Source organism: Pseudomonas fluorescens, from assembly GCF_902497995.1.
Lineage (GTDB): Bacteria > Pseudomonadota > Gammaproteobacteria > Pseudomonadales > Pseudomonadaceae > Aquipseudomonas > Aquipseudomonas fluorescens_BK.
In genome coordinates, this window is the sequence record NZ_CABVII010000001.1 from 112,851 (window position 1) to 139,432 (window position 26,582).

Consider the following 26,582-nt stretch of genomic DNA (forward strand, 5'->3'; position numbering starts at 1 on the left):
GTCAGCCGGAGAAATCCGTACGCCCAAGAGACGTGGAGTCATGCTCGGTTAATTGAGCTAGCGGTGGTATTTCCAGCAATTGCTTGGCGGCACCGCTGTAGTCGAATTGCGCGGACTTGACCTTGTAATCACCTGCCGTTCCCGATTCGATGCTGGAGGGGTCGAGGGTGATGTAGCTGCCGCCGGCGTTGAGGGTGATTTTCTTCTTGGCGGTGATGTGGATTTCGTCCTCGGTGCTGGTGATCGCCAGGCCGTGGCGAGCCATCAATTCCAGTTTGTCGTTCTGCGCCTGGACGCTCACCGGCCCGTGGTTGGCAATTAGCTTGATGCCCAGCTTGCGTACAAACACGCTCAACCCCTGCCCTACGCCGATGAACAAGCGCTTGACCACGCTGAGGTCGGCTTCGCCACCGGCGTTGAGCATCAGGTTGGTTTGCGCGGCCAGTTGCAGGTGTTTGCCGCTGGTGAGGGCGATGCCCTGGGGTGCGCTGAGCAGCAGGACGGAGGACTTGAGCTGCTCCAGTTCTTGCCGGAGCAGGTTCAGTTGCGCGGTCACGTCGGCGGGATCTGCATTGGCGGCCTGGGCATCGACGGAGAGCGATTGCAGCTGCTCACCCGCCTGTTGCAGGCGGCCGATGGCCGCGCTCATGTCGAGGACCTGCCCCTGCGCCTTGGTCTGCTCCTCGGCACTGATCAACAGCCCCTTCCCCGCCCGAATCGCCCCCCAACCATCCGTGCGCAGCTCAAACCCTTCACCGCGCTTCTGCTGCTCGGCATCGACCAAATGCCCGAGATTCAGCTGACTCTTGCCACTGTGCTCGGTACTGAGCTTGACGTGCTCCTCGCCCCGCGTGTCCTCCATCCGCAGCTTGTTGTTGGCCGGCGTGCGCAGCACGTTGCGCTTGTAATTGCGTGCGCGCAGGGTCACGTGGTCCGGGTGCTGGCTGTCGTGCAGGGCGTGGGCGATGTAGGGGCGGTCCGGGTCGCCCTGTTCGAAGGCCACCGCGACTTCGGTGCCGGCGATCAGTGGCAAATGCAGGCCGTGGGTGTCGCCGGCGTAGGGCCGGGCCAGGCGCAGCCACATGCTTTCCTGGCCGGGTTTCCAGGTGTCGCGGTCGAACAGGAAGTGCACGCGGTAGCGGCCTTCGACGTCGATTTCGGCGTAGGGGTCGTGTTTTTGCGGGCTGCTGACCCGGGCCGGGACGGTGCCGGCGATTTGCGGTTTGGCCAGCAGCGGTGGGCGAAAGCACACGCTTTCCGAATAGGGGATGGCCTGGAAATTGGCTTGGAAGCTGGCATCGCGGGCGGCGTGGGTGCGCAGGTGGGTGATCACCGTGCCGGGGGCGAAGGCCTGGGGCGCCCCGCCGGTGATGTTCAGCACCTGGCCGGGGGCCAGGGTGGCGCTGCTGCTGGTGCCGCTGAGGCGGGTCTGATCGTTGAGGTAGCGTTCGTGTTGCAGCCGGGCGAAGAAGTAGCCGGTTTCCGGCGGCAGGTCTTCGTAGAACTGGTAGCGGTCGCCGAGGGCGGTGTAGGGTTCGGCGTAGTGGTAGGCCTCGCCGTAGGTGGTGGTCGCGCCGCGGGTGTGGTCGATCTCGCCGTCCAGGTGGGCGCGGGCGTCACGGTGCTGGTAGGTGCGGATATTGACCTGGCGTTCCACCACCTGGTGCCGGGTTTGCAAGGCCCAGACGCCGTCCTGCTCGCTGCTGCTCAGACCGGCGGGCGAGTGGTACGGCAGCTCGATGTCGAACTGGTAATGCAGGTGATCGTCATGGAACCCGACGACGTCGATGTGCAGGCGTTCGTGGCTGGTGAAGCGGTACCAGATGCCGACTTCGGCCAGCAGGCGGGCGATGAAGGCCAGGTCGCTTTCGCCGTATTGCATGACTTGCAGGCGCCGGGGGTAGTTGCGCGAGAGCTTGAAGAAAAAATCCTGGCCCTGGAAATGGTGGCGGCTGCGCAGGATGTGTCCGACGATTTCCGGCACGGACTGGTGTTGATAGAGGCGGAACTGCTGACCACGGGCGAGCCGTGCCAGGCGCGGTTGCAGGGTGATTTCGTAGCGGGCTTCGTCGACCGAGCCGGACAGGCGTTTGAAGCCGGTGATCACGCCGTTCACGGTGCGCAGCGGTTTGACCTTGAGGTCCCGGGTCAGGAAGGTGAGCTTTTGCGGTGGGGCGTGCAGGCTGAATTGGACGGCGCGGTTGAGCAGCTGGTCGGCGGCGAGGTCCTGTTCGGTGCAGGTGAATTCGATGACGTAGTGGAACGGCTGGCTCAGTTGCTCTTCGCCGTTGAAGGCCAGGACGTCGAGGGTCAGGTCGGAATTGATGACCCACAGTTTGTGGCGGCTGTGGTCGAAGAAGGTGCGTATGCGCTCGGACATGGTCAGGCCTTCCTGGTCTGAATATTGACGATCAGGAAGGGCTTTGCTTCCACCCTGGTCCTGGGGGATGGAAGCTTTGGTGAAGTGGACTTAGTTGGAAATAGGACGCTTCTGATGGGGGTGTAGGAAGCGTCGTTATTAAACTGCAGCGAATTTTCCTACTCGCTACACCTCCCTTTCCTGACTTCTTTTCTCCCTGGTTCCCCGTACAGTTTCCCGCGCGGTTGGGTGGCACATAGAAAGGTCATAAAGAGCGCTATCGATGGCCGTACGACGCCTCATCCGCCTAAGACGTCAGCTTGAGAGTACGCAAAGAATCGAAGAACGGCAGCCCTGGTTAGCGGCTGAGAAACTGTGCAGATCCATCAGCACTACGTCGGCAGGCGCTGCATGGCCGGCTGCCAAGTGTCTGCATGCCCGACAAATAGCAATGTAAAATTTCTTGCAAATGGGCTGCGGCCTGCTAAGCCTTAATTGGACATATTGAACGGCGGATCGCCCTTGGGTGCGATGCGCTTTGCGGATCGACAGAACGCCTTCCTGCATCTCTCCTCTCGCTGGGTGCAGTCGATGACCCAAACGTTGTCACCAGCAGTGCTTCGGGGGCTTCCCGTCGTGTCTTAATGTCGGTCCGACCGCAAGGAGGTCGCACCATGAAGCGTGTGCTGCTCGTTGTCATTCCCTTCGTGGTGTCTCTCCTCATTGCCATCTCGCTGACCGCGGTCGCGCAGGCGACGGCCGAAACACGCAGTGTGCACGCGCAGGATGCGCCCTATTTTGAGGCCTGTGCACGCGAAGGGCTGAACGAATCGGAATGCGCCGGCCGCCTGATCTGGTTCAAGGCCACGGCAGGCAACGACCGTTTCCATACCTTCGTCTTCCAACAGCGGGTTGGCGTACTGATCGACTGGTACCGCGTACTGCGCAGCGACCAGCGCGGCGACCGCTTCCGCGCCTGGGGCATTATCAACGATCCGGCCTGCTGCACACCGGGCTCGCCGGACTGCCCGGCGAAGAGCCTGGATGAGACCTACGGCATGGACTGGTGCCCGGGCGACGAGGAGATGCTCGGCTACGTCGGACGCAGCGGCTATACCGATCCGGCATGCGACTTCCACGACGCGCTGCTGAAGGAAGGCGACGTGCATGGGCCAGCCGACCAGCGCCAATCGGCCTGCGATCTGAAATTCGGCACCTCCACCGGCGCGCTCGGCATTCGCAAGTTTCCCAACCCGCGCTTCGACAAGGCGGCCTGGCAGCGGCTCAACGGCAGCCCCGGCAGCTGGGAAGGCTACGACCGGCCGATTGCGGCCGCCGGCGCAGGCGAGGCGGCGCGCTCGCACCTGCAGGATGGCGCCATCGAGCCGCCCTTCCTGATAGGCACCGCCTGCGGCTCCTGCCACATCGCCTTCGATCCGCTCAACCCACCCGCCGACCCTGCGAACCCCAAGTGGGAAAACATCAAGGGCCTGGTCGGTAACCAGTACTCGCGCATCTCCGAAATCATGGTCTCGGGCATGCCCTCAAACACGCTGGAATGGCAGATGTTCGCCCATGCGCGCCCCGGCTCCAGCGACACCTCGGCGATTCCCACCGACCAGCTGAACAACCCGGGCACGATCAACGCCCTGATCAACATCGCCAAACGGCCGACCTTCGCCGACGAGCAAGTGCTGAAATGGCGCAAGGTTGCCTCCTGCGTCGACGACCGCGACGAAACCCGTTGCTGGTGCGAACCGGGACGCGACGGCAAGTGCTGGAAGAAGTCCCTCGCTCCGGAAACCGTGCACCACATCCTGAAGGGTGGCGAAGACTCGATCGGCGCGCTCGAGGCGATCCAGCGCGTGTATTTCAACATCGGTTCATGCTCGGAACAGTGCTGGATGAACCACCTCTCCGACCTGCGCCAGATCGATCCTCAGCAGCGCGGCTTTGGCCAGACGCCGTTCAACATCGGCCAGTGCCGGCGCGACTGTCCCAACTTCCGCGCCATCGAGGACCGGCTGCCGAACATCCTCGATTTTTTCATGTCGGCCGAAGCACACGTCACCGATCTGCGTGCCGCGCGCGAAAACCAGCTGCGCGCCACGACACCGGACGCCCGCTATACCGAGCAGGACCTGATCGCCGCCCTTGAACGCGAGTTCGGCGACCATGCGGTGGCGCGTGGCAGCGAGATCTTCGCCAACACCTGCGCGCGCTGCCATTCCAGCCAGCCGGAAGCGGCGGCTGGGCAGTTCGCCAGCCTCGACTTCCAAAAAATCGACCTCGGCAGCGGCATGCGCGAGGAATGGCTGGGCAACGACCGCAGCACCCCGGTCTCCGAAGTCGGCACCTTCCGCTGCCGCGCCCTGCACTCCAACCACATGGCCGGCCACATCTGGCAGGAATACGGCTCCGAGACCCTGCGTGCGCAGCCGCCCGACCCCAACGTCAAAGAGCCCGGAGACGGCGGGCGCGGCCACTATCGCAACATCTCACTGCTCAACCTGTGGGCACACGCCCCCTTCCTGCACAACAACGCGCTCGGCCCCGAGCTGTGCGGCAAGCCGCAGAACGCCGCGAACGACTTCTATGCGATGCGCCCGCGCTACGTGGACGGCAGCAGCGTGAAGCTCCTGCCCGCCGAGCAGCAACCGGCCTGCTTCGAATACGACCCCAGCGTCGAGGGCCGCTACCGGCTCTACAAGATGTCGATGCAGGAGTTGCTGAACCCGGCGCAGCGCATCCCGAAAGTTACCTTGCTGAGCGAGGATGTCACCCTGCGCATCGGCCCGCGCCTGTGGGACGGCACCGCGAAGGAAAGGCTGCTTGGCTTCGAACTCACCATCCCGAGCGAAATCGACGGCCGCGGCGTCACCGCCGGCACCATTGGTAACTTCCAGCACAAACGCTTCATCGTCGATCTGGTGCGCGCCAAGACCGCGCCGCAGGAGCTCGAGGCGAGTCTGACCCAACGTTTCGGCAAGGACACCGGCGCCAAGGTGCTCGCCGACCTGAAGGTCATCACCGGCGAACTGGTCGGCAAGCCGAATGCGTTGGTGGCGGCACTGAAGGCACGCCCCTATCTGATCAAGCAGGTCTACAGCAGTTGCACCGCCGAGATCGAAAACGAAGGTCACCGCTTCGGCGAGGATCTGTCCGACGCAGACAAGAAGGCGCTGATAGCCTTCCTTGCCACCTTCTGAGTGCAAGGGGAGCCGCCATGAGGATCGCCACCTTCGCCATCTGTGCCGCCATCGCCCTAGGCGGATCCGGTTGCGGGTTCTTCGATCCCGACAAAAAGCCCCCGGACATCAGCTTCGCCCCCTATGGCGAAGGCTATTCCGAGAAACCGGATTTCGCCCAGCTGCAATACCAGTACCCGCTGTCGCCCAAGGACCTCTACAAGATCACACCGAAGAACCTGTCTTTCCTCGATCAGGAGCAGGTCGACCAGATCTATGCCCGGCTGTCAGCCGGGCCGATTCCGGACGGGCCTTTCGAAGGCGACCTGTTCTTCCCGCGCGGTGGTAGCGGCAAGCTGCGCCTGTCGGAAATCGCCGGCGGCGGGCTGCGGGAGCTATTGGTGAATATGGGCGGGCACAAGCTCGACCTGGTCGGTGAAACCCTGTGGAAGGGCAAGGTGTTCTATCGCGACGAGCGCCTGCTGCGCAATCGCATCGAGGATCTCGGTACGCTGAAGAAGCTGGGACTGGTCGAGGAACGCGCCGACCAACCGCTGCAGTCCATCAAGGTGAACGGCAAGGATCAATGGCTGCTGTTCCCGGCCAAGCTGCACTGCGGGCAAAGCCTGCTCGACAGCCGGCGCGAGTCGATCATCATCGACTACGCCTTCACCGACGAGCTGCCAGGTTACCGTCGTCTGCCAGACATGATGGCCGGGCGCAACGGCTTCGCGATCCGCGACGAGATCCGCATGGTATATCCCGGTTTCTATCTCGGCCGCGCCTACATGGACCGCAGCTTCGTGGTCAATTTTGTGCTGTACAACAAGGAGATCGCCGAGCGCGCCCGCGATGCGTTCATGGAAAGTGGCCAGGTACAGGAAGATTGCTGGACTGGCACGCAGGTCGCTCGCGCTCCCGGCGGCCAGTAACCGAAGCGGATGATGGTCCAAACGGCATGGCGGATGACGACGCTGGCGCTGCTCGGCTGGCTGGCGACGATGTCTGTCATGGCCGGTGAAACGCCGGCTTCCACGCCGCTGGAGGCGGTCGAAGCGCCGGGCGAGCCCCTGCCGTCGGCCGGGCGCTCGTTGTTCGATATCCTGCTCGGTCCGCCTGGGCCGACGGGGGAGGCAGTGGTGCCCTTTCCGTTCGCGGCCCTGCTCGGGCGCATCCGTGCCGAGCTGGATTCGAACCAGGCTTCGGGAGGATTGACCGTGGTGCTGATTCCGCTTGGCCGATCGTTGCAGCGTCCCGCCGTGGCGGACATACAGGCGTTTCGCCAGCCGCGCGTAGTCGCCGCCGTCACGGGCGAACCACCCGCCGCTGCAGCGGCCGGCCACCTCTACCTCAAGGACCGCCTGTATCTCGGCTACCACGAAGGCGCCGCTGCGCTAGAGGTGATCAGCTACAACGAAACCGCTGGCCGCTTCGAGTTCCAGGTCGTGCACAACTACCGCGCTGACCATCGTCCCACGCTGGACTATGCCAACCGCGCGCTGTGCCTGGCCTGTCATCAGAATGCCGCGCCGATCTTCTCGCGCCCCTCCTGGGACGAAACCGCCGCCAGCCCGGCCGTGGCTGCGCGCCTCGCAGCCACCGGCCAACCCTATTACGGCATCGCCTGGCGCCACGGTGTGGACGTGCCGGATGCGATCGACGCCGCGACTGCCCGCTCCAACCAGTTCACCCTCGCCCAGCGTCTGTGGCGCGAGGGCTGTGCCGCGCCGACGCGCGCGCAGGCCATCGCCTGCCGCGCCGAGGCGCTACGCGTGGCGCTGCGCTACCGACTCGGCGGCGGCCGCACGATGACGCTCGACACGCCGACCGCCCGGCGCGATCTGCTCGAACCCCTCCTGACCCATTGGCGTGCACGCTGGCCGTCCGGCCTGCCCTTACCCGACCCGCAACTGCCCAACCGTCAGCCGTTCTCCGCCATCGACCTTTCCGGCACCGTCACTGCTGCTCTACCGAGCGGCCTGGCCGCCCGCCGCATCGCCGACATCGGCGCCGCGTTCGACCCGTTGGCGCTGCGCCCGCCATTGGCGATCTGGCGCGGGCAAGATAGCGCCGACGTTGCCCGCTTCGTCCACGCCCTGTCACTGTTCTTCTCGCAAACCGATATCGGCCTGCTGAGCCGGCAACTCGCCGCCGCCCCCGATGCGCCGCTACACAGTGTCACCTTTATCTGTCGCGAGCGCGTGGGCACTGCCCGGCTCGATCTCGACTGCGACGGTGCCGAGGGCAGCCGTCTGCTGGCACGGCTCAACCTGCACGGAGGACTCATTGCCGCGGGCAGCATCGACCGCCTGAGCCTGCCAGGGGCTGACCATAGTGGCCCGATCACACTCGGCCATGGCACGCCGCGCGCAGACGCCGCGGATATCGGCTTTACCCTCGGCGGGCACGCCGGCGGTGTGCGCAGTGCCCGTGGCGAAGGCATCCGCAGGCTGTGGCTGACGCGCGCGCGCGGCGATACGCCGGCGACCGCCAGGCTCGAGCTCGTTGCGGATCTCGCCCCGCTGGACGCCGCTATCGACGCGCTGGCGCAGACCACCCTGGCGGGTGACAGCGATGCCTTCAATGCGCAAGCGCTACGCCGAGACGCGCTGCTGCCCCCCCTGTTTGCACGGCTCGGCGTTCCTTTACCGGTAGGCCAACGGCCCCCGCTGCCGCCGGCGCGGCTGGCCGATGTCGCGTCCGGTCGCGACATGACGGTGGCAGCGGACCTGCTGCCTTTCGTTCGGCAGTGCGGTTTATGCCACAGCGCAGCGAGCAGATTTCCGCCAGGGTTCCTGCACGGCGACGACAGCCGCGTGCGCGCCAAGCTGGCCGACTGCGCTGAACGCATCCTGTACCGCCTGCAGATGAACCACCTGCCGGCCGCCGCGCAGCTGAAAACGCCGATGCCGCCACCGGCCGCCGCCCATGCTCCCGGCTTCGCCCAGTCCGCCGATCTGCTGGCGATGCTGAGCGCACTGGAAACCCTGACGCGCGTGCGCGGGGGCCTGGGCGGCGACGCTGTACTCGAGCGCCCCTACCCAAGCCTGGCACCTTGCGTCCCACCCATTGACCCGGATCAAGGAGAACGCAGGTGACCGACCGATCCCGCCACCCAGCCCTGCTGCGCTGGTCAGGCCGAGCGCTCCTGCTGTTGCCCTGGATTCTACTGGTGCTCGGCGGCCTCTACGCCGCAGTGCGCTTCCTGCCCGATGTTGCGGTGCAGTACAGCGATCCGGTGGAGCACTTCAAATACGGCTCCACGGGCGGCGAGCGCGAATCCGGCTTTCCCTATTGGATCTGGCAGGCCCTGCCTCAGGTCTGCGCCGACGATCTGCCTGGCGGCTACGCCTCGCTCGGTCTGATCTACGAACCCGGCCGCGACCTGCCGGTCGGCGTGTCAAAGCGACGCAATCTCGGGCTGGACCGCGTATTCCTGAACTGCGCGGCGTGCCACACCAGCACGGTGCGCGATGCAGTCGACGGCGAACCGCGACTGATCGTCGGCATGCCGGCACACCGCTTCGACATCCGCGCCTTCGAAACCTTCTTCTTCAACTGCGCCGCCGGGCCGAAGTTCTCCAGGGAATTCATCGTGCCGGAGATCGACCGCCTCGCCGGCGGCCTCAATCCTCTCGACCGCTACGTGGTCTACCCGGTGGCAATCGCGCTGATGCGCGAGCGCCTGCTGATGCTGCGCGGGCGCTTCGAGTTCGTCTTCGACCAACCCGAATGGGGCCCGGGCCGGGTCGATACCTTCAACTCGGCGAAGGTGCTGTTCAACTTCCCGATGATGCAGTTGCCACCGCAGGAACGGCTCGGCGCGTCCGACTTTCCGTCGATCTGGAACCAGCGCAAGCGCATGACGCGCGACGACGGCGGGCGTATGGAGCTGCACTGGGACGGCAACAACACCCATACCGAGGAACGCAACAAGAGCGCTGCCTTCGGCACAGGCACCACGCCACCGACGATCGACCTCGCCGCCATCGGGCGGGTGGAAGACTGGCTGTTGGATCTGGCGCCACCGCCCTACCCCTACCCCATCGACCACGCGCTGGCGGCACGCGGTGCGCCGCTCTATGCGCAGTACTGCGCCACCTGCCACGGAGCTGGCGGGCAGGACTTCAAGGGCGCGAAGGTCGGCCACGTGACTGCGCTCGCACAGATCGGCACCGACCGCGCGCGGCTCGATTCCTACACCCGCGATCTTGCCGTCAACCAGGCCACGCTGTACGCCGGCTATCCGCACCGCTTCCGTCATTTCCGCAAGACCTGGGGCTACGCCAACATGCCTCTGGACGGCATCTGGCTGCGCGCGCCCTACCTGCACAATGGTTCCGTTCCGACCCTGCGCGACCTGCTCGAGCCGTCTGCCGCGCGGCCGATCACTTTCATTCGCGGCAACGATGTGTACGAGCCGCAGCGGGTGGGCTTCTTCGCCGACCTTCCGGCGGCCGCGCCGTCGGCACCAGCGTTGGCCGATGGCCCGCGCCTGCTCCTGTTCGACACCCGTCAACCGGGCAACAGCAATGCCGGTCATGAGGGACACGATTACGGCACCGAACTGCCGGCGGCCGACAAGGACGCCCTGATCGAGCATCTGAAGACCTTCTGAGCGCAATAGGAGACTGATCATGCAACCTACCTTCCGTACGCGTTACACGGGCCGCCATGGCGGTCCCGGCTTCGCGCGCAACCTCGGCCGCAGCCTGCTCGCGGTGCTCGTCGTGCTGCTGGTACTGGGTGCCGGCGGCGGGGTCTTCACCTGGTACAAGTTCTTCCGCGAGGAGCCGCAACCCGAATGGGTTACCAACGATCCGGACATGCGCTTCAAGTACGGCTCGATCGGCGCGGAGCGCGACGCCGGCATCCCCTACTGGATCTTCTACGTGCTGCCGCGCATCTTCCCCGACAAGCTGCCTGGCCCCGGCGGCTATGCTTCACTCGGCGTGGCGTGGGAGGAAGGCCAGGAGTTGCCGGTGGGCTTCTCGAAGAAGGTGGTCGGTTTTGCGCGTGTCGCCAACAACTGCGCCTCCTGCCACACCGCCAGCTATCGCACTGATGCCGATTCCGCGCCGGTCTTCGTGCCAACCGGGCCGAACCATACGCTGAACCTGTGGGCTTTCTTCCGCTTCCTGGTCGACTGCGCGAAGGACCCGCGCTTCAACGCCGACAACCTGATGGCCGAGATCCGACTGGTCACCGATCTGTCCTTTATCGACCGCGTGATCTACCGTTACCTGCTCATCCCGATCACGAAAAAGACCCTGCTTGCGCGTGAAGAGCAGTTCGCCTGGCTCTACCGCGAAGACTTTCCGCCCTGGGGGCGCGGGCGCGACGACGCCATGAACCTGACCAAGTACTTCATGATCCGCTGGCCAATGGACAACAGTTTCGGTCCCACCGACATGCCCTCGCTGTGGAACCTGAAGAAGTATCGGCCGGAACAGGGCATGCGCATGAACTTCGCCGGAGACAGCCACGATCCGTATTCGGTGATCATCGACTCGGCGCTGGGGCTGCTCGGCGCCGCACCGAAGGACAACGACGAGTTTCTCGCCCAGGTGCGCTGGCTGCAGGACTACGTCTCGAACAAGCCGGCACCGAAATATCCTTTCCCGGTGGATGCAGAGAAGGCCGGGCGCGGCAAGGCGGTGTTCGACAGCACCTGCGCCGCCTGCCACGCCTCGGCCCGTACCGGCACCATAGTGCCGCTGGCAGAGGTCGGCACCAACCGCGACCGCCTCCATACCTGGGGCGAGAAGGCGGCCATCGAAGCCAACAAGGTGGTGAGGGAAATGGGCATCGAGCGCCCCGGCCTGGTCGAGGAGCCGCTGCGCGGTTACATCGCCGCCTTCCTGGACGGCATCTGGCTGCGCGCGCCCTACCTGCACAACGGCTCCGTGCCGACGCTGCGCGACCTGCTCGAGCCGCCGGAGCAACGCCCCGCCGTGTTCTGGCGCGGCTATGACGTCTACGATCCGATCCGCGCAGGCTTCGAAACCCAGAGCCCGGAGGCCCAGCGCATCGGCACCCGCCACGAGGTCAGTGCGAAGGGCGGCGGCAACCAGGGCCACACGTTCGGCACCGGGCTGCCGGCGCAAGACAAGGACGCCCTGGTGGAATACCTGAAAACATTGTGAGGCAGACGGGGAGCAGCGCCAGACTTCACCCTGCGTCTGGCCTGGCATCCCCGAAATCACGCCGACCCGGCCATTACCTGGCTACGCGAATTGATCAAAGACGCGATAGCAGATGTGCAGAGCAATTGCTCGCCAGGGCGGGTTGGCTCACAAGCTGGGTGAATGGCGGTTTGGCGGTACTTCAGCATCCCGCCACTGCGCTTATTGAGGTAGGCCGTGATCTCGCCAACAATGGCCAACGCCACGCTCGCCGGGGTATCGCCCCCCAGGTCCAACCCGATCGGATAGTGAAGCCTGGGCAGAATTCCGGGCTGATATGCCGATACGTCCATCTCATCAAGCAGTCGTTCTGTTCGCTCTCGAGGGCCCAACTGCCCGACATAGGCGGGTGAACATTGCATAACGTTTTCCAGCCAATGCCGATCCTGTCGATAGCTGTGGGTCATGATCACCACCGCGGCACCATCGACCGCACTGGACAATTTAAACGGCTCGTCGATAGGCGCAACCATGACCTGGCTTGCTCCAGGGAACCGCTCCGGGCGAGCAAAGTGCGCACGCCCGTCCACCACCGTTACATGCCAGTTCAACTCCCTGGCGAACCGCACCAAAGGCTGAGCGTCATGACCTGCGCCAAAGATCACCAGTCGGTGCTGTGGCGCGAGGTACTCAAGACACACTTCAACCTCATCGGCCCCCTGCCCGTAAATCATCAGCGAAGACTTCTTGACCTCAAGGGTTCGGTGCAAATCGCCACGAAGGGTGTGTTCGAGTGCCTGGCAGTCAATCCCCTCGCATGGGTTCATAAAGGCATCCAGGCCCATCCGGGCACCGATGCGTACTCGGGATTTTCGGCCCGCCGCCAGGACGGTCGCCAGGGCGGCCGGTTGACCGCTGGCCTTTACCCGTTGCAGCACATCGAGCAACAGGCTCTTCTTGCCGGCTTCATGGCGCTCCAGAAGTACATGCACGGTACCGTTGCAGCCCAGGCCAAAGGTCAGCGCCGCGTCCTCAGCATCGGCCTCTTCATCTTCCTGGGCCGCCGTACTGTAACGACGAACCACTGCCCCGCCGGACTCGGTCAACCACCAGGCCTTCCTGGCCAGCTCCTGCTCCAGGCAACCGCCACTGATGGTTCCGACTGTCTGGCCATAAAGTGGAATCAGCATCCTGGCACCAGGACGCCGATAGGCCGAGCCCTCGACCTTGACGACCGTGGCCAGAACAGCATCGATCTTTTCGCTGCCGGCTTGATCCAATGCATCCAGCAAGGAGTACAAATCAGACATGGCCACTCTCCCGGGTCATATTCAGTTGAACGGGGGTACTATTCATCCCCTTGCATTCGTCGAAGAACAACACACGCAGGCTCACTGGCACCGAATGTCATGTCCTAGTCATAAACAGCGCTACGCATCATCTTCAAGGACAACAGCGTGAACAAAAAAACAGGTATCAGGGCCCAGCAGGCCGACCAGACCAAGGCTCGTATTCTCAAGGCCGCGGTCAAGGTCTTCACCCGTGATGGTTATGCGGGCGGGCGTATCGAGCAGATTTCCAGTGAGGCCGAATCCAACGACCGAATGATCTATTACTACTTTGGCAGCAAGGAAAACCTCTTCGTCCGGGTGCTTGAACACACCTATGAAGCCTTCAACCTGGCCGAAAGCATGCTGCGCCCGGACCTTTCGAACCCCGTGCAGGCCCTGCGTGACCGGGTAGCGTTCGTCTGGCATTACTACGTAAAGCATCCGGAATTCGTCGCTATCCTCAATATCGAAAACCTGCACGAGGGCACGCACGCCAGGCAGTCCAGTGAGCTTCGTCGCTTGTCCAGTACCACGCTGGGCGTGATCACACCGATCATCGAAGCGGGTCAGCGGCAAGGGTTGTTTCGCCAGGACATCGACATCAATCACGTTTACCTGATGATCGCTTCGCTCTGCTACTTCTATAACTCCAACCGGCACACCCTCACCTCGTTTCTGGGTCAAGACCTGGCGGATCAAGGCCAGCAGCAGGACTGGCTGGCCTTCATCAGCGACCTGGTGGTGCGCGGCGTGCTGACGCTGCCGGCACCTCAGTCATCCTCTGCTCAATGAGTTCCGGGGTTGGCCCGCAAGTGCGCGACCTTCTGCTCCAGCCCTTGCCACGCAGGTTCACTTGAGGCGAAACGATTGCGCAGGTAGGCCGCCAGTTCGGCGACCTGTCTGTTGGACAGGCTGTCCTTGAAACCTGGCATATAGCCAAGGTCCGGCGTCGCCGGATTGGAGATGCCTTGCAAAATGACCTTCAGCAAGTTGTCTGGCAGTGCGCTGTGAAGGTTGGTGTTGGTTGCCAACGACGGGCTGACACCAAAGAGTTTCGGCCCAAGACCATCGGCGTGACAGCCTTGGCAGGAACCCTCGAACACCCGCCGACCATTGCTCAACGACACCGCTGTGACACTGGGTTGCGCTACGGTTTGTGTGGTTGAGCGAGTCTGTGCTTGCGCCGTGCCATCGAGCGACGCCAGGTACACCGCCATCGCCCGTATGTCTGCCTTGGGCAACTTCGCCAATTCACTCACCACCGGCCCCATGGGGCCCGCCGCGACACCGTGGGCATCGGAATAACCGCTGCTCAGGTAGGTGAAGAGTTGATCTTCAGTCCACGGCGTAGGCGACTTGGATAAGCCATTGAGCGCAGGGGCTTCCCAGCCATCGACCATGCCGCCCGCCAGGAAATTTTTACCGCCCTTCTCCGCCCCCATCAGGTTGCGCGGCGAATGACAGGCTGCGCAGTGACCCAGCCCATTGACCAGGTAGGCGCCGCGATTCCACTGCTCGCTGCGTTGCGGCTGCACCTGGATTTCACCCTTGCGCAGGAACAACGCGTTCCACCCCGCCATGAGCGGGCGCATGTTGAACGGGAACTGCATGTCGTTAACCTTGGCTGGCTGGCTCACCGGGGCCTGGGACATCAGGTAGGCGTACAGTGCCTGCATGTCGGCATCGTTGATATTCCTGAAAGCCGTGTACGGGAATGCCGGATACAGATTCTTGCCATCGCGACTGATGCCATCGCGCATGGCCCGCTCGAACGCGGGGTAGGACCAATTACCAATCCCGGTTGTCGGGTCAGGTGTGATGTTGCTGCTGTACAGCGTTCCGAAAGGCGTCTGCATGGCCAACCCGCCGGCATTAGTCGCGCCGCCTGGCGCTGTGTGGCACACCGCGCAATCGCCGACTGCCGCCAGCAAGCGACCTCGCTCCAGCGTCGCCGCAGACCAGGTGCCCGCGCCGGGTGGCGTGATCGGTGCGATTTCCGCACGCCAGGGCAAAGCGGTGGCAGCCACGCCCAGTATCGCGCCGAACGCGGCGAACAATGAGCCGAATAACCATTTCGAGCGTTTGGCCTTTGGCGAATTCGGGGGGTTGGCATTTGCGTCGTCCGCCGAGCCTTTGAGCGCGGCCAGCACACGCTCGGCGGTGATCGGCAGTTCTCGAAAGCGAATGCCGGTGGCGTCGTAGATCGCATTGGCGATCGCTGCTGCGCTCGGCACTGCCGCCGACTCGCCCGCCCCCATGGGTGCTTCGTTCTGGCGCGGCATCATCAGCACATCGATTTCCGGCACCTGGGGGAATGTCAGGATCGGATAACCGCCCCATTCCTTGCTGGCAACGGCGGACTCTTCAAAGGTCACGCGCTCCTTGAGCACGCGACTGGTGGACTGAATCACATTGCCGTGAATCTGATGCTGCACCCCGGCCGGGTTGATCATCATCCCGGCGTCATGACCGATCACCACACGGGTGACGGACACTTCGCCGCTGCGCTTGTCCACCGCCACGTCCGCGACCCACGCCGCCCACGCGGCGCCGAAACCGGGGAATTTGCTGTGGATGTAACGGGCATAAGCGAAACCACGGCCACGCAGGATGTTGTCTTGCTCCGGGATTTGCATCGGCTGCGTACGCGGCGTCCATTCGGCGCGGGCCGCGGTGGCCTTGACCAGATCCGAGGCGCGCTCATCATTGAGATAGCGCAGGCGGTATTCGACGGGGTCGACACCCGCGGCAAAGGCCAACTCATCGATATACGACTCATGGGCGAAGGTATTGGGCAGCGCCGACACGCCCCGCATCCACGAAGCCCGAACGATGGGCGCCATGTCGTTTACGCTCACGCGCATGTGTTCAAAATCATACGGAGGGATCGAAGTGCGGTCGCCCATTTCGAACATCGCCGCCACCGGCTCGACCCGCCCTGTCAGCAACAGGGCCAGGGTCGGCGCACCGTTGGACGGGTAGCTGGTCTGGAAATCGTAACCGGCCACACCACCATCGGCATTGATGCCGCCATCGACTTCCATCAGTTGTGCCGTGCCTTTGGGCTCCCAGACATGCTCCTGCTCGCGGGTGAGTTGCACCCGTACCGGCAGGCCGACGGCCCGGGACAACAACACCGCATCGGCGCACACGTCGTCGGCGCAGTTACGCCCGTAACAACCGGCCGCTTCCATGCGGATGATCTCGATCCGCTCTTCCGGGTACTCCAGCAGCCACGCCAGGTCAGCGCGCAGTAAATGCGGGTTTTGCGTGCCGGACCAGACACGAATACCGTCCTCGTGATAGTCCGCCAGCCCGCAGGACGGGCCAATGGAGGCGTGTAGCTGATACGGCCACAGGTAGGTGCGGGGCATGCGCTCGCTGGCCTGCTCCAGCGCTTGATCAATATTGCCCTTGTCCAGCACGACGCGTTGTACCCGGGGGTTGTCGCGAATGGCCTGGGCGACGTCATCCATGTTCGGCAGTTTGTGGTTCCAGGCTTTCCAGGTGACTTTCAGCGCCTGGGCGGCCTTCGCGGCTTGCTCTTCACGCAGGGCGACCACGCCGACGAAATCGCGAATCACCACCACCCGGACGATGCCGGGGATGTGCGCAATGGAGGACTCGTCCACCTCCAGCAGGCTGTTGCCGACGAAATCTCCGCTATCCAACCCGGCATAAGGCGGGCGTATCACCCGGCCATGCAGCATGTCCGGCAACCGCATGTCATGCACGTAGGTCAGCTCACCGGTGGCTTTACCGGGAATGTCCACCCGCGCCGCGCCCTTGCCCACCAGCCGATAATCTTCCAGGCGCTTGAGCGGCGCATCGCCGGAAATCGTCAACTGGTCATGCTCGCCCTCCACCAGTTCGGCAAACGTGAACTGGCGACCGTCTTCGCTACTGACTACCCCGCTGTGGATGCGCAAGGTGTCAGCCGCAACGGCAAAACGCCGGGCCGCCCGTGCCAGCAAAAATCGCCGGGCTTCAGCCGCCGCATTCCGCAAGGGGACGGCCGAAATCTGGATCGTCGCACTGGCGATGGTTGCGCCCTGGTTCGGCGCGCTGTCGGTATCGCCAAGGACCATACAGACTTGATCCAGCGCCAGGTCCAGCTCTTCAGCGACGATTTGCGCCAGCGAAGTACGAATCCCGGTGCCCAGATCCACGTGGCCGTTGAACCCATAGACCTTGCCGTCGTCGTTGACCGCAATGAACAACGCCAGCTCCTGGGGTTTGATCACGGGTACGCCACCTTTGGCCACGGGGCCGGACGGTGGCTGGATCTGATCGACGATCAACAAAACGCCGGACTTGGTCAACAGCTGATCACGGGTGAGCGTTGCATGGGTCATGGTCATCAATCCGTTCAAGGCTTTTGACGGGCGGCACGCAGCACCGCACGAAGAATTTCGATATGGGTGCCACAGCGGCAGAGATTGGCCGACAGTTCGTTGCGAATCTGTGCCTCGCTGGGGTGCGGGTTGCGATCGAGCAAGGCCTTGGCGGTCATGATCATGCCGTTCATGCAGTAGCCACACTGCGCCGCCTGCTCATCAATGAAGGCCTGCTGCACCGGGTGCGGATGCTCGCGGGTGCCAATGCCTTCGAGGGTGGTGATTTCCCGGCCCTCGGCCCCGGACAACGGGAACACACACGCCCGCGCCGCAACACCATCGATGATCACCGTGCAGGCGCCACATTCGCCCAGGCCACAACCGTACTTCGGACCGTTGAGCTGTAAATCGTTACGCAGCACCAGTAACAGCGGCGTGTCGGCCATGGCACAGACCGTAGTGGTCTGGCCATTGACTCGCAGCGTCACAGTGTTTTCCGGCACTCGTGCTTGCTCACTCATGTCGCACTCCCTGGGTGTTACCGTCCGCCCTCTTGAGGTGCGGCTTTTTTTGTTAAGTAACCACTACATGAAAAAGGCGTGACCGGGGCCGCGAGTGCGGACTGCGCAGGTCGAGCGCAGTGCCATTGCGGGTGCTGGAGCTTGAAGAGGGGGATGGCTACCCGACTCTTCACGTTACCCCTGACTACATTTTTTCATGAAGTGTCCACTTCATGAAAAAGAGGCAAGAAGAATGCCAGGGGCGGCTTGTCACTCGTTAATCGTCGATGTCATCGATCATTTTGCGCAGCAGATACAGCATCGCGACGCGCTCGCCCGGGTTGAGGTTACCCATGGTCAGTTCGCTGACGCGGGCAGCATGAGGCACGGTGTCACGCACCAATTGATGGCCACTGTCGGACAGGCCAACGATGACTTTGCGCCGATCTTGAGGGTCCGGCTCCAGGGTGATCAGGTCGCGCGCCTTGAGCCGCTCGACGATGCCTCGAATGGTCGCCTGATCCACCGCAGTGGCCTTGACCAGCTCGGTCAATGAGCTCGGCCCGCCATCACGCACGGCGCACAGCGTGATGAACTGCACGGCGGTCAGCTGCGAATCGTCGACGTTCTGTTGGAAGATCGCCATATTGCGCTGGTAAGCCTTGCGCAGCAAATGACCGACCTGCTCGGAAAAGGCATAGGGCGCGGTTGTCTGTGGGGTGTTGTCTGTCGTATCCGGCACGGCGGGCTCTATCAAAAAAAAGTAAGTGGCGTTTACATTAACCTGCGAGGGGGATCAAGGTAACTCAATCGTGGTGGGTCACTGTCCCGGCCCCCCTCTTTTATATCACCGCGCGATAGAAGCCTGCGGCGCTACCACATCACCGCCCAGGACCACCGCCTGATCATCGAGGTAGATATCGCAATGGCGTAGCGGGATGTCCAGGTGACACGGGGTTTTTCGGGTGCCGCCCACCTCGGTATTGGGCCCGGTGGAGAACAGGAAGTTGCCATAGAACGCCCGGGCATCCATGCACATGCCGTCGTTTTTGTCATGCAAGCCCATGGCGGTCCACTGCGCACGCGGCTGCAGCCCCCAGCCGATATGGGAGATGCCGTACACCTCGGGGTCGTTGAAGTACTTCATGTAGTCGCGCAGGTATTCGGCCTCGAAACCGCCATGGATCGAGGTAATGAAGCCCTTGTCGATTTCCAGGGTGATCTTCTCTCGCGAGTAATTCTTGAACGGCAACAGGATGTCGCCGACGTCGATCACCAGTACGCCCTCGGCGGTTTCCTCGTTTGGCCAGGAGAACAGAAAGCCGCTGGGCCAGTGATCCCAGCGCCCCGACTCATCGGCAAAACCGTACTCGGTGACTGAAGGGTATTGCCCGAGCAACGCCTTGAAATCGCTGCCGGCCCTGGACTTCACGTGGATCGAGCGCGCCTGCTTGAGCAGCTTCTCGGCCGCCATCACCCGCTCTTTATCCGCCAGCGTAGGCAGCATCCGCGCCAGCACTTCCGGTGGCTCGACCGCCAGCAGGATGCGTGTCCCGGTCTTGAGGATCTGCTCCTGCTCCGGCGAGTGCAGCAACATCATGGTGTCGACCACCAGGTCCGCCGCTTCCAGCGCCCGTTGCGCGGCGATGTTGCCGGTCAGCGCGGTGTCGCCGCAATAAGCGGTCATGTCATTGCCCATGGCCATAGGGTGGTTGAACGACGGCAACTCGACCGCATAGACCTTGGCCCCAAGACGCTGCGCGGCGTCCATGGCCGCCCGCACGGTACGCGGGTCGGAGTAATGACTTTTCAGCACCGCGACGCTTTGGGTCGAGTCCACTTTCGACAGTTTCAACACGTGTTCAAACATCTGGGTCAGTTCGCAATCGCTTACCGGCATTTTTTGTCTTCCTCTTAACCTGTTGAGTTCGATCGACGCCTCGCGTCCTGTGCACCAAAGCAAGGCAGCGAGCTTGGCATTCGCACGAATTTGAAGTGTATACGCTATTTAATGACGATAACACAGCAAATTAACGGACGTCTTAAGAGAAGGAGTGAAACGTTACAAAGCGACACAAAGCCGCTAATTCAGGGTTACTAAGCGTTACGCACACCGTTTATCGTTGATTTTTTATTTTTCGAGCGACCTCTTCCATTCGAAAAACAATAGCGTATACACTCCAAATCGCGGCGAGACGACAACCCGATCTCACCAGCCACATATTCAAATCGAAGGAAAAGCCCCATGCGAAACAAACAAAAAATCGCAATCGTCGGCGCCGGTCTAGGTGGCGCTGCTGCTGCCACGCTGTTACAGAAAGCCGGGTTCGAGGTCGATGTTTATGAACAGGCGCCAGAGTTTTCCCGTATTGGTGCGGGCATCCACATGGGCCCGAACATCATGAAAATCTTCCGTCGCATGGGCATCGAGCAGAAGTTGAGCGACATGGGTTCGCACCCCGATTTCTGGTTCAGCCGCGACGGCGCCAGCGGTGACTACCTGTCGCGCATTCCCTTGGGTGAATTCGCCCGCAAGGAATACGGCGCGGCTTACATCACCGTGCACCGCGGGGATCTGCATGCATTGCAAATGTCGACCATTGCGCCGGGCACTGTGCACTTCAACAAGCGCCTGACCGGGATCGAGGAAACCGATGAACTGGTGCGCCTGCACTTCGGCGACGGCACCACCACGGAGGTCGATATTGTCATCGGCGCCGATGGCATCAACTCCAGAATTCGCGAAGAGTTGCTCGGAGCGGAAAGACCGCTGTACAGCGGCTGGGTTGCGCATCGCGCCTTGATTCGCGGCGAGGTGCTGGCCAAGTACGACATGGACTTTGAAAACTGCGTGAAGTGGTGGAGCGAAGATCGTCACATGATGGTCTACCACACCACCAGCAAGCGCGATGAGTACTACTACGTCACCGGCGTTCCGCACCCGGCCTGGGATTTCCAGGGCAGCTTTATCGATAGCAGCCGCGACGAAATGTATGACGCATTCCAGGGCTATCACCCCACCGTCCAGGCGCTGATCGAATCCAGTGAAAGCGTGACCAAATGGCCGCTGCTCAATCGCAATCCACTGCCCCTATGGAGCCGTGGGCGGATGGTGTTGTTGGGCGATGCCTGCCACCCGATGAAACCGCACATGGCGCAAGGCGCGGGCATGGCCATCGAAGATGCCGCCATGCTGACCCGCTGCCTGCAGGAAACCGGCCTCACCGATTACCGCACCGCGTTCAAGCTTTACGAAGCCAACCGCAAGGACCGCGCCTCGCGAGTACAGGCCGTGTCCAATGCCAACACCTGGCTGCGCACACAGGAAGATCCGGCCTGGGTCTACGGTTATGACCTCTACAGCCACTCTCTGAAATCGGAAGTGGCCGCATGAGCACCTTCATTCAGGGCGGCAACGTTCAAGCCAATGGTATCCGCCAGCACTACCTGCGTTATGGCGGCCAGGGCAGCACCGGCAAGCCGATAGTGTTGCTGATTCCCGGCATCACCAGCCCGGCTATCACCTGGGGGTTCGTCGCCGAGCGCCTGGGCGAGCATTTCGATACCTACGTACTCGACGCTCGCGGCCGCGGCCTGTCCTCCACCGGACCGGAACTGGACTACGGCACCGACGCCTGCGCCGATGACATCGGCGCATTTGCCAACGCCATGGGCATCGAAGCCTATCACCTGGTGGGCCACTCCATGGGCGCGCGCTTTGCCGTGCGCAGCGCCGTGCGCAATCCAGCAGGCCTGCAAAGCCTGGTACTGATCGATCCGCCCGTTTCCGGCCCGGGTCGGCGCGAGTACCCGAGCAAGCTGCCCTGGTACGTGGACTCGATCCGCCAATCACTGACCGGGATGGACGCCAACGCCATGCGCGCCTTCTGCCCGACCTGGACCGAGGAGCAGCTGCAAGTCCGCGCCGAGTGGCTGCACACCTGCTACACACCGGCCATCGTCCGCGCCTTCAACGATTTCCACGAGGTGGACTTTCATCAAGATCTGCCGCACCTGCCTGTCCCTGCCCTGCTGATCGTTGCCGGCCGCGGCGGCGTGATTCAGGCCGGGGACGAAGCAGAAATTCGCGATCTACAACCCGGCATCCAGATTGCTCGCGTTGAAAACGCGGGACACATGATTCCGTGGGATGACCTCGAAGGTTTTTTCGCGGCTTTCGGCGATTTCCTCGGCCAGCCCCTGACCTGAATTCAACGCACGTTGCAAAGGAGACAGCTTGTGATCAAGCCTTATCGTATCGGCCAGATTGTGCCAAGTTCCAACACCACCATGGAAACCGAGATCCCGGCGATGCTGGCAGCACGCCAATTGATCCGCCCCGAACGTTTCACCTTTCATTCCAGCCGCATGCGCATGAAGCAGGTGCGCAAGGAAGAGCTGGCGGCAATGGATGGCGAATCCGATCGCTGTGCGGTCGAGCTGTCTGACGCCAAGGTCGACGTGCTGGGTTATGCCTGCCTGGTGGCAATCATGGCCATGGGCCTGGGCTACCATCGCCAGTCCGAAAAACGCCTGCGCCAGGCCACCGCCGACAACGACGGTAACGCACCGGTCATCACCAGCGCCGGCGCCCTGATCGATGGCCTGAAGGTCATGGGCGCCAAGCGCATCGCCATTGTCGCGCCCTACATGAAGCCGCTGACCGAACTGGTGGTTAACTACATCCGCGAGGAAGGCTTCGAGGTGGTGGACTGGCGCGCCCTGGAAATTCCCGACAACCTGGAAGTCGCTCGCCACAACCCGGACAACCTGCCCGCCATCGTGCGCGACATGAACCTTGAGGGTGTGGATGTGATCGTCCTGTCGGCCTGCGTGCAGATGCAATCGCTGGGCGTGGTCTCGCAAGTCGAGGCCGAAACCGGCAAACCGGTTCTCACCGCCGCCATTGCCACCACCTATGCAATGCTCAAGGCACTGGACCTGGAGCCCATCGTTCCGGGTGCGGGCGCGCTGCTGTCTGGCGCCTATAAATAGGAGCGTATCATGAGCCAAGAACAAAGTGCCGACGCCAACTATCAGGGCGTGTGGGGCCAGCGCATCGGCTTTGGCAATAAACCTGCGCTGCTGATGATCGATTTCATGCAGGGCTATACCCTCGAAGGCGCACCGCTGTACGCGCCAGGCGTGGTCAGCGCTGTCGCCGAGAGCGTCGAACTGCTGGCCTGCGCCCGGCAACATGAAATCCTGGTGGTGCATACCAACATTCGCTACCACCCAGGGCATTTTGCCGACGGCGGCATGTGGGTGAAAAAAGCACCCGTCATGAAAGATATGGTCGAGGGCAACCCACTGGCTGCTTTCTGCGAGCCGGTGCTGCCCAACCCCGATGAAGTGGTGATCAGCAAGCAATACGCCAGCTCGTTTTTCGGCACCAGCCTGGCGTCGATGTTGCACGCCCAAGGCATCGACACCGTGGTACTGGCCGGCTGCTCGACCAGTGGCTGCATCCGCGCGACGGCGGTAGATGCCGTGCAGCACGGATTCCGGACCATCGTTGTTCGCGAATGCGTCGGTGACCGGCATCCGGCGCCCCATGAAGCCAACCTGTTCGACATTGATAGCAAGTATGGCGACGTGGTGAGTAAACAGGAGGCCATGCAGCAGTTCAGACAATGAAATGGCCATTGGTTCTCCCGGGTTGACGCAGTGTCCTTCCGGGCAAGCCTGCAACCTCCACAGATTCACGGTTTTACCGAATAACCGGCAGAAATGGATATCTGCCGTCGAACCAGGCCGTAGAGCACTGGTCGCCAAATACTGAGCAAGGGTCGACATCAAACCCTGCCCAGTCTTCTGACACTGCCTTTGGAAGCCGCCGACCGGTGCTACCAAAGCATTGATCCGCGGCTAAACAACAATCACAAAGTCACCGCCAGGAGACACCCATGCCCTCTGCAAATGTAGGTACACCCACTGCGACCACCGTCGCAGACCCAGTCCAGGCGCTTTACCGCAAGATCACCTGGAAGCTTATTCCCTTCCTCTGCTTCTGCTATCTGGCCTCCTACCTGGACCGGATTAACGTCGGCTTCGCCAAACTGCAAATGCTCGAGCATCTGCAGTTCAGCGAAACGGCTTTCGGCCTGGGCGCCGGTCTGTTTTTCGTCGGCTATATCATTTTCGAGGTTCCGAGCAATCTGGTCCTGGAAAAAGTCGGGGCGAAGATCTGGATCGCCCGGATCATGATCACCTGGGGTCTGCTCTCGGCCTGCACCATGCTCGTCACTTCCACCACGCAGTTCTACATCCTGCGCTTCCTGCTCGGCGCCGCCGAAGCGGGCTTTCTGCCGGGGGTGCTGTATTACCTTACCACCTGGTTCCCGACCTATCGCCGCGGCCGCATCATCGCCTTGTTCATGATCGGCCTGCCGTTGTCCAGCGTGCTCGGCGGCCCGCTGTCCGGCTGGATCATGGGGCATTTCGATAACGCTGGCGGCCTGCGCGGCTGGCAATGGCTGTTCCTCCTCGAAGCGATACCCAGCGTGTTGCTCGGTGTGCTGACCTTCTGGGCCTTGCCGAACAACTACCGCCAGGCCAAATGGCTCAACGATGACGAGAAAAACCTGCTGGAACAGGAACTGCGCGCCGACGACGCCGACTCCACCGGCAGCAAGCACAGCTTTCGCGACGGTTTCTTCAACCTGAAGGTGTGGATGCTCGGCGGCATCGACTTCTCGATCCTGCTCAGCGCCTATGCCATGGGGTTCTGGATGCCGACCTTCATCCGCAACGCAGGCGTCGTCGATACCTTTCACATCGGCGTGCTCACCGCGCTGCCGAGCATCGCCGCGTTGCTGGGCATGCTGTTGATCGGCGCCAGCTCCGACAAACACCGCGAACGCCGCTGGCACATCATCGTGCCCTTTCTGGTGGGCGCGGCAGCCATGGCCAGTGCGCCCTTCTTTGTCCACAACGTGGTGGCGACCGTGGCGCTGTTCGCTATTGCATCGGCGGCGATCATCGGCGCGGTGCCGGTGTTCTTCAGCCTGCCGGCAACCTTTCTCAAAGGCACCGCGGCGGCCACCGGCTTCGCCCTCGCCTGCTCGGTGGCGAACATCGCCGGGCTGGTCAGCAACTCGCTGATGGGCGTGGCCATCGACGTCACCGGCAGCAGCGCCGGCGCACTGTGGTTCTTCGCCGGCTGCCTGATTCTCAGCAGCTTCCTGGTGATCGCCCTGCCGGCCAAGCTGGTCAATCGCTGAGACACGTCAGCCAGGCGACTGCGTGTCCTGGTGTGAGTCGCAAGGGGATCTCATACAGCCCCCCTTGCGGCTGATCCCACCGACGCGGAGCAGCTCAAACCAGGCCCTCGAGCCATCAGCCACCCCATGTTCAATCCCCTCCTGCGGACAGGCCTCGACCTCGTCTGACGGGAGGCGCTTTGTCCTCATTCCAGAGATCAACAGCATGCACACTCCTGCACTGCGCAAAGCCCATGCAATCAGCGGTACCCTCGGCGGCTGCCTGACGCTGGGCCTGGCCCCGCCACTGCTCGCCGAAGAAGCCGGCTTCATCGAAGGCGCGACGGCCAACTTGCAATTGCGCAACTACTACTTTAGCCGCGACTTTTCCGACATTGTCGGCCCCAATAAGCAATCCAAGGCCGAGGAATGGGCCCAGGGCTTCATCCTCGATGCCCGTTCAGGCCACACCCAGGGCAGTGTCGGTGTCGGCGTGGACGTGCTCGGCCTCTACGGCGTCAAGCTTGACAGCAGCCCGAGCCGCGCCAAGACCGGACTACTGCCGACACACGACGACGGCACATCCGCCGATGAGTACGGCCGCCTGGGTGCAGCCGTCAAGTTCAAGGCCTCCAGCACCGAGCTGAAGGTTGGCGAATTGCGGCCCAACCTGCCGGTACTGGTGCACAGCGACCTGCGCCTGCTGCCGCCGACCTACCAGGGCGCCTCACTGGTTTCCAACGAATGGTCCGGCCTGACCTTGAACGCCGGCCAACTCCACTCCACCAGCCTGCGCGATTCGACCAACACCCAGGACATGTATGCGCTGATCAATGACCCGATCAACCCGGCGCGTATCGCCAAATTCACCAGCGACCGCTTCAACTACCTGGGTGCCGACTACAGCTTCAACTCCAACCGCACCAGCGTCGGCCTCTGGCAGGCGCAACTGGAGGACATCTACCAGCAGCGCTACTACAGCTTCAAGCACGCCGAACCCGTGGGAGACTGGACACTCGGCGTGAGCGCCGGCTACTTCGACGCCAGCGACGACGGCCGAAGCATCGCCGGCAAGCTCGACAACCACGCACTGTTCAGCCTGTTTTCCGCGAAACACGGCGGCCATACCTTCTACCTGGGCTACCAGCAGATCGGGGGTGACGACGGCTTCATCCAGATCGGCGCCAACACCAACCCGCTGGGCAACACCCTGCCCACCTACGAGTTCGCCGCACCGGACGAACGCTCTCGGCAAGTCCGTCACGACTACGACTTCGCCGCCCTCGGCATTCCCGGCCTGACCACCACCCTGCGCTACGTGACCGGGGACAACGTCAGCACCGGACAAGGCTTCGAAGGCAAGGACTGGGAGCGCGATCTGGATATTGGCTACGCTGTCCAGAGTGGACCGCTGCGTGGCGTGGGTGTGCGCATCCGTAACGTTACTGCTCGCTCCAACTACCGTAGCGATATTGACGAGAACCGGCTGATCCTCAGCTATAACATCAGCCTATTCTGATGGCCGTAACCGCCGGTGGGT

Annotated in this window: 18 protein-coding genes; 12 read left to right on the top strand and 6 right to left on the bottom strand. The window is 62.7% G+C overall.

Features of this window, described 5'->3' with window-relative positions:
* Window position 1: 1 nt before the first annotated feature.
* Window positions 2-2,380 carry a type VI secretion system Vgr family protein gene (locus tag F8N80_RS00550; protein WP_150782953.1) on the bottom strand — a complete coding sequence of 793 codons (2,379 nt, stop codon included), beginning with the start codon at window positions 2,378-2,380 and terminating at the stop codon, window positions 2-4.
* Window positions 2,381-3,033: 653 nt separating this feature from the next.
* Here F8N80_RS00550 and F8N80_RS00555 point away from each other — a divergent pair.
* From F8N80_RS00555 to F8N80_RS31965, 5 genes are read left to right on the top strand one after another with little or no spacing between them, the layout of a single operon-like run.
* Complete coding sequence (locus F8N80_RS00555) at window positions 3,034-5,568, top strand: hypothetical protein (protein ID WP_224790616.1); 2,535 nt, start codon at window positions 3,034-3,036, stop codon at window positions 5,566-5,568.
* 17 nt (window positions 5,569-5,585) lie between these two features.
* Entirely contained in the window at window positions 5,586-6,479 is an 894-nt protein-coding gene (locus F8N80_RS00560; protein ID WP_150749188.1) for a hypothetical protein, read from the top strand.
* A 33-nt stretch (window positions 6,480-6,512) separates the two neighbouring features.
* The gene (locus F8N80_RS00565) at window positions 6,513-8,645 is read left to right on the top strand and encodes a hypothetical protein (protein ID WP_150782954.1); all 2,133 of its coding nucleotides are present in this window, start codon (window positions 6,513-6,515) and stop codon (window positions 8,643-8,645) included.
* A complete protein-coding gene (locus F8N80_RS00570) occupies window positions 8,642-10,165 on the top strand; it encodes a c-type cytochrome (protein WP_150782955.1) in 1,524 nt (507 codons plus the stop codon). Before F8N80_RS00565 ends, F8N80_RS00570 begins: the two co-directional genes overlap by 4 nt.
* Before the next feature lie 19 nt (window positions 10,166-10,184).
* The gene (locus F8N80_RS31965; protein WP_150782956.1) at window positions 10,185-11,693 is read left to right on the top strand and encodes a c-type cytochrome; all 1,509 of its coding nucleotides are present in this window, start codon (window positions 10,185-10,187) and stop codon (window positions 11,691-11,693) included.
* A 56-nt stretch (window positions 11,694-11,749) separates the two neighbouring features.
* On the opposite strand, the gene F8N80_RS00580 is transcribed toward F8N80_RS31965, so the two are convergent.
* Window positions 11,750-12,982, bottom strand: coding sequence for an XdhC family protein (locus tag F8N80_RS00580; RefSeq protein ID WP_150782957.1), 1,233 nt, complete (start codon window positions 12,980-12,982; stop codon window positions 11,750-11,752).
* 147 nt (window positions 12,983-13,129) lie between these two features.
* Between F8N80_RS00580 and F8N80_RS00585 the strand changes: the two genes are divergently transcribed.
* A complete protein-coding gene (locus F8N80_RS00585; RefSeq protein WP_150782958.1) occupies window positions 13,130-13,795 on the top strand; it encodes a TetR/AcrR family transcriptional regulator in 666 nt (221 codons plus the stop codon).
* Here F8N80_RS00585 and F8N80_RS00590 read toward each other — a convergent pair.
* From F8N80_RS00590 to F8N80_RS00605, 4 genes are all read right to left on the bottom strand, one after another.
* Entirely contained in the window at window positions 13,789-17,358 is a 3,570-nt protein-coding gene (locus F8N80_RS00590) for a molybdopterin cofactor-binding domain-containing protein (RefSeq protein ID WP_150782959.1), read from the bottom strand. The two genes, F8N80_RS00585 and F8N80_RS00590, sit on opposite strands and share 7 nt — an antisense overlap.
* A 14-nt stretch (window positions 17,359-17,372) precedes the next feature.
* Window positions 17,373-17,861 (bottom strand): (2Fe-2S)-binding protein, encoded by a 489-nt coding sequence (locus F8N80_RS00595; protein ID WP_150782960.1) that lies wholly within the window; start codon window positions 17,859-17,861, stop codon window positions 17,373-17,375.
* Between the two features lie 256 nt (window positions 17,862-18,117).
* Window positions 18,118-18,582, bottom strand: coding sequence for a MarR family winged helix-turn-helix transcriptional regulator (locus F8N80_RS00600; RefSeq protein WP_150782961.1), 465 nt, complete (start codon window positions 18,580-18,582; stop codon window positions 18,118-18,120).
* Between the two features lie 105 nt (window positions 18,583-18,687).
* Window positions 18,688-19,740, bottom strand: a complete 1,053-nt coding sequence (locus tag F8N80_RS00605; RefSeq protein ID WP_150782962.1) for a 2,5-dihydroxypyridine 5,6-dioxygenase — start codon at window positions 19,738-19,740, stop codon at window positions 18,688-18,690.
* A gap of 345 nt (window positions 19,741-20,085) precedes the next feature.
* Here F8N80_RS00605 and F8N80_RS00610 point away from each other — a divergent pair, with 345 nt between their 5' ends.
* The 6 genes from F8N80_RS00610 (at window position 20,086) to F8N80_RS00635 (ending at window position 26,561) form a co-directional block, all read left to right on the top strand.
* Window positions 20,086-21,234, top strand: coding sequence for an FAD-dependent monooxygenase (locus tag F8N80_RS00610; RefSeq protein ID WP_150782963.1), 1,149 nt, complete (start codon window positions 20,086-20,088; stop codon window positions 21,232-21,234).
* On the top strand, window positions 21,231-22,049 hold the full coding sequence (locus F8N80_RS00615; protein ID WP_150782964.1) for an alpha/beta fold hydrolase: 819 nt from the start codon (window positions 21,231-21,233) through the stop codon (window positions 22,047-22,049). Before F8N80_RS00610 ends, F8N80_RS00615 begins: the two co-directional genes overlap by 4 nt.
* Window positions 22,050-22,079: 30 nt before the next feature.
* Complete coding sequence (locus tag F8N80_RS00620; protein WP_150748821.1) at window positions 22,080-22,835, top strand: maleate cis-trans isomerase family protein; 756 nt, start codon at window positions 22,080-22,082, stop codon at window positions 22,833-22,835.
* A gap of 9 nt (window positions 22,836-22,844) precedes the next feature.
* The gene (locus tag F8N80_RS00625; protein WP_150748820.1) at window positions 22,845-23,477 is read left to right on the top strand and encodes an N-carbamoylsarcosine amidohydrolase; all 633 of its coding nucleotides are present in this window, start codon (window positions 22,845-22,847) and stop codon (window positions 23,475-23,477) included.
* 269 nt (window positions 23,478-23,746) lie between these two features.
* A complete protein-coding gene (locus F8N80_RS00630; protein ID WP_150748819.1) occupies window positions 23,747-25,063 on the top strand; it encodes an MFS transporter in 1,317 nt (438 codons plus the stop codon).
* Between the two features lie 205 nt (window positions 25,064-25,268).
* Window positions 25,269-26,561, top strand: a complete 1,293-nt coding sequence (locus tag F8N80_RS00635; protein ID WP_224790617.1) for an OprD family porin — start codon at window positions 25,269-25,271, stop codon at window positions 26,559-26,561.
* The last annotated feature ends 21 nt before the right edge of the window (window positions 26,562-26,582 follow it).

Coding starts and splice junctions, on each gene's coding strand:
- F8N80_RS00615 (WP_150782964.1), top strand. CDS start 21,231: ATGAGCACCTTCATTCAGGGCGGCAACGTTCAAGCCAATGGTATCCGC.
- F8N80_RS00610 (WP_150782963.1), top strand. CDS start 20,086: ATGCGAAACAAACAAAAAATCGCAATCGTCGGCGCCGGTCTAGGTGGC.
- F8N80_RS00595 (WP_150782960.1), bottom strand. CDS start 17,861: ATGAGTGAGCAAGCACGAGTGCCGGAAAACACTGTGACGCTGCGAGTC.
- F8N80_RS00580 (WP_150782957.1), bottom strand. CDS start 12,982: ATGTCTGATTTGTACTCCTTGCTGGATGCATTGGATCAAGCCGGCAGC.
- F8N80_RS00555 (WP_224790616.1), top strand. CDS start 3,034: ATGAAGCGTGTGCTGCTCGTTGTCATTCCCTTCGTGGTGTCTCTCCTC.
- F8N80_RS00550 (WP_150782953.1), bottom strand. CDS start 2,380: ATGTCCGAGCGCATACGCACCTTCTTCGACCACAGCCGCCACAAACTG.
- F8N80_RS31965 (WP_150782956.1), top strand. CDS start 10,185: ATGCAACCTACCTTCCGTACGCGTTACACGGGCCGCCATGGCGGTCCC.
- F8N80_RS00630 (WP_150748819.1), top strand. CDS start 23,747: ATGCCCTCTGCAAATGTAGGTACACCCACTGCGACCACCGTCGCAGAC.
- F8N80_RS00565 (WP_150782954.1), top strand. CDS start 6,513: ATGACGACGCTGGCGCTGCTCGGCTGGCTGGCGACGATGTCTGTCATG.
- F8N80_RS00590 (WP_150782959.1), bottom strand. CDS start 17,358: ATGACCCATGCAACGCTCACCCGTGATCAGCTGTTGACCAAGTCCGGC.
- F8N80_RS00625 (WP_150748820.1), top strand. CDS start 22,845: ATGAGCCAAGAACAAAGTGCCGACGCCAACTATCAGGGCGTGTGGGGC.
- F8N80_RS00560 (WP_150749188.1), top strand. CDS start 5,586: ATGAGGATCGCCACCTTCGCCATCTGTGCCGCCATCGCCCTAGGCGGA.
- F8N80_RS00605 (WP_150782962.1), bottom strand. CDS start 19,740: ATGCCGGTAAGCGATTGCGAACTGACCCAGATGTTTGAACACGTGTTG.
- F8N80_RS00635 (WP_224790617.1), top strand. CDS start 25,269: ATGCACACTCCTGCACTGCGCAAAGCCCATGCAATCAGCGGTACCCTC.